The 3,907-nt window shown below is 53.4% G+C and carries 1 tRNA gene and 2 rRNA genes; all 3 read right to left on the bottom strand.

The features are described from left to right. Window positions 1-77, bottom strand: a tRNA-Met gene (locus tag AVO44_RS20445). An 87-nt stretch (window positions 78-164) separates the two neighbouring features. Further along, window positions 165-279, bottom strand: a 5S ribosomal RNA gene (gene rrf, locus AVO44_RS20440). A gap of 272 nt (window positions 280-551) precedes the next feature. After that, window positions 552-3,416 (bottom strand): 23S ribosomal RNA (locus AVO44_RS20435). Window positions 3,417-3,907 lie beyond the last annotated feature (491 nt).

Genomic DNA, 3,907 nt, shown 5'->3' with positions numbered 1-3,907 from the left:
TGGTTGCGGGAGCAGGATTTGAACCTGCGACCTTCAGGTTATGAGCCTGACGAGCTACCGGGCTGCTCCATCCCGCGACACTTTGGTTTGGTCTACCGCCTATTTGGCTGTTTGAGACCGGGTAGTGTTCTTTTCATCGTTAGAGAGAATTGGGCTTTTTCTAGGTTTGGCGGTGACCTACTCTCCCGGGGCTTGAGCCCAAGTACCATTGGCGCGGCAGTGCTTAACTTCCGGGTTCGGGATGGGACCGGGTGTTTCACTTGCGCTATGACCACCAAACCGAGGAAAAGCCCATGTCGACTTTCTTGCTGTGCAAGAAAGCGACGAGGTGGCAGGCAGCGTCTTTTGCTTGCAAAAGGCGCGTTGCCACTCGGTTGTTATGTCACCCCTTACGGGGTTTCACATCAATCAACACCGTGCAATCCGCGTTTGCGGATTATCACGCGCGGGAGGCAGCGTATTCGTTTACGAGTGCGCGTTCCCGCATCTGAGTTATCCAACTCAAGGTCAGTGTATGCTTCTGGTTTGATTTCATCTTTCCATTACTGGATCAAATCAAGCCTATCGGGCGATTAGTACCGGTCAACTGAACGCATTACTGCGCGTACATCTCCGGCCTATTGACGTGGTGGTCTTCCACGGCCCTCAGGGAGACCTTGTTTTGAGGGGGGCTTCCCGCTTAGATGCCTTCAGCGGTTATCCTTTCCGATCATAGCTACCCAGCACTGCCGTTGGCACGACAACTGGTCCACCAGTGGATCGTTCACCCCGGTCCTCTCGTACTAGGGGCAACTCCTCTCAAGTCTCCTACACCCACGGCAGATAGGGACCGAACTGTCTCACGACGTTCTAAACCCAGCTCACGTACCTCTTTAAACGGCGAACAGCCGTACCCTTGGGACCTGCTCCAGCCCCAGGATGAGATGAGCCGACATCGAGGTGCCAAACACTGCCGTCGATATGGACTCTTGGGCAGTATCAGCCTGTTATCCCCGGCGTACCTTTTATCCGTTGAGCGATGGCCCTTCCACTCGGGACCACCGGATCACTATGGCCGTCTTTCGACTCTGCTCGACTTGTCAGTCTTGCAGTCAGGCTGGCTTCTGCCATTGCACTCAACGAGCGATTTCCGACCGCTCTGAGCCAACCTTCGCGCGCCTCCGTTACGCTTTAGGAGGCGACCGCCCCAGTCAAACTACCCGCCACGCAGGGTCCCGGATCCGGGTAACGGACCGCGGTTAGACATCAAGAGTGCGAAGGGTGGTATCTCAAGGGAGGCTCCACCGCGACTGGCGTCACGGTTTCGAAGCCTACCACCTATCCTGCACATCACAATCCTGATGCCAGTGCGAAGCTGTAGTAAAGGTGCACGGGGTCTTTCCGTCTAACCGCGGGAAGCCTGCATCTTGACAGGCAATTCAATTTCGCTGAGTCGATGTTGGAGACAGCGGGGAAGTCGTTACGCCATTCGTGCAGGTCGGAACTTACCCGACAAGGAATTTCGCTACCTTAGGACCGTTATAGTTACGGCCGCCGTTTACCTGGGCTTCAATTCAAGGCTCTCACCTCTCCTTTTAACCTTCAGGCACCGGGCAGGCGTCAGACCCTATACGTCGTCTTGCGACTTCGCAGAGCCCTGTGTTTTTAATAAACAGTCGCCACCCCCTGGTTTGTGCCCCCAGCCCCTAGTTGCCTAGGAACCGGGCCTCCTTCTCGCGAACTTACGGAGGTATTTTGCCGAGTTCCTTCAACATCGTTCTCTCAAGCGCCTTGGTATGCTCTACCAGTCCACCTGTGTCGGTTTAGGGTACGGTCTGATGGAGGGCTATTTCCAGGAACTGCTCAGCAGCCCAACCAATCCGATAAGGCTGAACTACATCTGCAATCCGTCACATCCTCCTGGCCTAGGAATATTAACCTAGTTCCCATCGCCTACGCCTTTCGGCCTCGGCTTAGGGGCCGGCTTACCCTGCTCAGATTAGCTTTAAGCAGGAACCCTTGGACTTTCGGCGAGAGTGTCTCTCACACTCTTTGTCGCTACTCATGTCATCATTCTCACTAGTGATCTCTCCACCGGATGGCTCACGCCCCGGCTTCATCGAAAGAACCTATGCCTGCGCTACCGCCTATTCGGCTACTTGAGCGCGATTGCTCGCACCTGATAACCGGCGGTAAAAAAGGCAAGGTTCTATGTCACACTACGCTCTGCTACCGATGCTTACGCATCCCTAGACTTCGGCTCATGGCTTGAGCCCCGTTACATCTTCGCCGCAGGACAACTTATTTAGACCAGTGAGCTGTTACGCTATCTTTAAAGGATGGCTGCTTCTAAGCCAACCTCCTGGTTGTTTTGGTCGTCCCACCTGCTTTCCCACTTAGCCATGAATTGGGGGCCTTAGTCGTAGGTCAGGGTTGTTTCCCTCTCCACTACGGACGTTAGCATCCGCAGTGTGTCTGCCATCTAGTACTCCCGGGTATTCGGAGTTTGGTTAGGATCAGTAAGCCTGTGGGGCCCCATTACCCATCCAGTGCTCTACCCCCCGGGGTATTCGGATGACGCTCTACCTAAATAGATTTCGCAGAGAACCAGCTATCTCCGAGTTTGATTGGCCTTTCACCCCTAGGCACAGCTCATCCCGATCCTTTTCAACGGATGTGGGTTCGGTCCTCCAGTAAGTGTTACCTTACCTTCAACCTGGCCATGCCTAGATCACTCGGTTTCGGGTCTGATCCCACGAACTCGACGCCCTATTAAGACTCGCTTTCGCTACGCCTACACCTAACGGCTTAAGCTTGCTCGTGAGACCAAGTCGATGACCCATTATACAAAAGGTACGCCGTCAGCTCGCAAGGAGCCTCCGACTGATTGTAGGCGTTCGGTTTCAGGTACTGTTTCACTCCCCTCGTCGGGGTGCTTTTCACCTTTCCCTCACGGTACTGGTTCGCTATCGGTCAGCAAGGAGTACTTAGCCTTCGAAGGTGGTCCTCCGATCTTCAGACAGAATTTCACGTGTTCCGCCCTACTTAATACGTCCGATCATGCTTCATATACGGGACTATCACCCTCTATGGTCCTGCTTCCCAACAGGTTCTATTCACACTCACGGCTCGGCTGGTCCCCGTTCGCTCGCCGCTACTGGGGGAGTATCAATTGATTTCCTTTCCTCCGGGTACTTAGATGTTTCAGTTCCCCGGGTTTGCTCTTAAAACCCTATGTATTCAGGTCTTAAGTACCTGTTCATGCTCATTATTGATTAGCAAAACTAACAATAACAAACATTCAGGTGGGTTGCCCCATTCAGAGATCCATGGATCAAAGCTTATTCTCAGCTCCCCATGGCTTATCGCAGAGTATCACGTCTTTCATCGCCTCTTGCTGCCAAGGCATTCACCAAACGCCCTTCTCGCGCTTGATTTGATCCAGAAAGAGAAAGACAGGATTTGCGAAGCAAATCCAATGACAGGCGCTGGTAACAACCCGTCTCTCTTACTGAACCAAAAACATACATTTCCCGCCCCCGCCACTTGGACGAGGACAATTGAGCAACCCCATATGGTCTCACAGCCGTGCAGCTGATCAACGCAGGTCGCTCGGGTTAGTATATTTGACTTGGACAACTCTGTTCGTTTCAGTCGCGATACGCATTAAAGGCCGGCTAGACCCAAACTGCGCCGCTCATCCCCCATATGTCCTACCGCCTATTCGGCTACTTGAGGACGAAGACAAGAACGACCGAGATCAGCGCCACACTCGGCGCGATCAAACAGTGTTGATTGATTTCTCTCTATACGATGTCAATGTTGGCGACTTCCGAAGGAAGTCTGCCAGGTGCGAGGCAGCGTATTCTCTCAGAGAATGCGCGTTCGCACACCCATCCAATTGGATGATCCAGCACTCACTCAAGTG

The sequence above is a fragment of the Ruegeria profundi genome (assembly GCF_001507545.1).
Lineage (GTDB): Bacteria > Pseudomonadota > Alphaproteobacteria > Rhodobacterales > Rhodobacteraceae > Ruegeria > Ruegeria profundi.
This window is presented reverse-complemented; position numbering and strand designations above follow the sequence as displayed.